Source organism: Leisingera sp. F5 (assembly GCF_001593695.1).
On the sequence record NZ_LUKH01000801.1, the window covers coordinates 1 to 1,658 of the forward strand.

A 1,658-nucleotide genomic window follows, 5' to 3' on the forward strand; every position below is an offset into this window, starting at 1 on the left:
CCCGCGCATGACATATTCGGCCCCGCCGAACACAACGGCACCTTCCGCGGCAACACTCATGCCTTTGTAACGGCCCGGGTTGCGATCCGGAAATTCTGGGCCGGCGGCGGGTTCCAAAAGGATGCTGCCGCCAAAGCCCGGCTGTTGACTGCCGCCTTGGAAGAAATGGCCGAATTGCTGCCTGGCGCCTGCCTCAAGGGGCGCGGCATGATGCAGGGGCTGGATGTCGGCTCAGGCGGGCTGGCCGCCAGCATCTGCGCCCATGCCTTTGAGAACGGGCTGATTATCGAAACCTCCGGCAACAAAGACCAGGTGGTCAAGGTGCTGGCCCCCCTGACCACATCTGAGGATACCCTGATGAAGGGTCTGAACATCCTGCGCGGCGCGATCCGCGGCGTAACGGACTCAAGCAAATTTGCAGCGGAGTAAGACATGATAGTTCGCGACTACAACGACATTGTCAAAAGTGACCGCAGCCGCGTTGTATCGGACGCAAAGTGGTCTTCGGTCCGGATGCTGCTGGAGCAGGACGGGATGGGGTTTTCGTTCCACATCACCTTTCTTGAGGCCGGTTCGGAACACACGTTCGAATACAAGAACCACTTCGAGAGCGTTTATTGCATGCAAGGCACAGGCTCGATCACCGATCTGGCCACCGGCGAAACCCACCTGATCCGGCCCGGCGTGATGTATGCGCTGGACAAACATGACCGCCACACCCTGCGCGCCGAGGACGAGCTTGTCATGGCCTGCGTGTTCAACCCGCCGGTGACCGGCAGCGAAACCCACCGCGAAGATGGCTCCTACGCGCTGGAAACCACCTGAAGAGGCCCCGGCGCCAGCCGGGGGATAGACAGTGAATTTTCCCGAACACACCGTCGAGAAAATCGGCGGCACGTCGATGTCCCGCATCCGGGAGTTGCGCGACACTTTGATCATTGCTGACCGTTGCGGCGGCGCGCTCTATCACCGGATTTTTGTTGTCTCCGCTTTTGGCGGGATCACCAACCTGTTGCTGGAGCATAAGAAATCCGGTGAACCTGGCGTCTATGCCCTGTTTGCCAACGACGACAACGATCATGGCTGGCTTGATGCGCTGAGCCGCGTGGGTGAAGCGATGGCCAGGGTCCACAATGGCGTCCTGGACAATCCGGCCGACCGGGCGCTGGCGGAGGATTTCGTGCGCGACCGCATCGAGGGGGCCCGCAGCTGCCTGTTCGACCTGCAGCGCCTGTGCTCCTACGGCCATTTCCGCCTGTCGAGCCAGATGATGCTGGTGCGTGAGCTGCTGTCCGGGCTGGGCGAGGCGCATTCCGCCTTTGTGACAACGCTGATGCTGCAGCGCGCCGGTGTGAATGCCCGGTTTATTGACCTCAGCGGCTGGCGCGATGACAAGGAATGCTCGCTTGAGGAACGGATCAGCGGCGGCCTTGGCACTCTTGACCTGGCATCGGAACTGCCCGTCGTCACCGGCTACGCGCAGTGCCGCGAGGGGCTGATGCGCGAATATGACCGCGGGTATTCCGAAGTCACATTTTCCACCATCGCGGCATACACCCAGGCGAAAGAGGCGATCATCCACAAGGAGTTCCACCTGTCATCCGCAGATCCGGCGCTGGTGGGCACGAAAGCTGTGCGCAAACTGGGGCACACGAATT

2 protein-coding genes and 1 pseudogene are annotated in these 1,658 nt (G+C 61.2%); all 3 read left to right on the forward strand.

All coding sequences use genetic code 11. The features are described 5' to 3' along the window. Nucleotides 1-429, forward strand: a 429-nt coding sequence (locus A2I95_RS36135; protein WP_291737335.1) for an aminotransferase class III-fold pyridoxal phosphate-dependent enzyme, incomplete at its 5' end; no start/stop codon positions are given. Between the two features lie 3 nt (nt 430-432). Further along, nucleotides 433-825 (forward strand): ectoine synthase, encoded by a 393-nt coding sequence (locus A2I95_RS36140; protein ID WP_291737336.1) that lies wholly within the window; start codon nt 433-435, stop codon nt 823-825. 31 nt (nt 826-856) lie between these two features. Continuing rightward, nucleotides 857-1,658, forward strand: a pseudogene (locus A2I95_RS36145) (aspartate kinase); the annotation flags it as partial.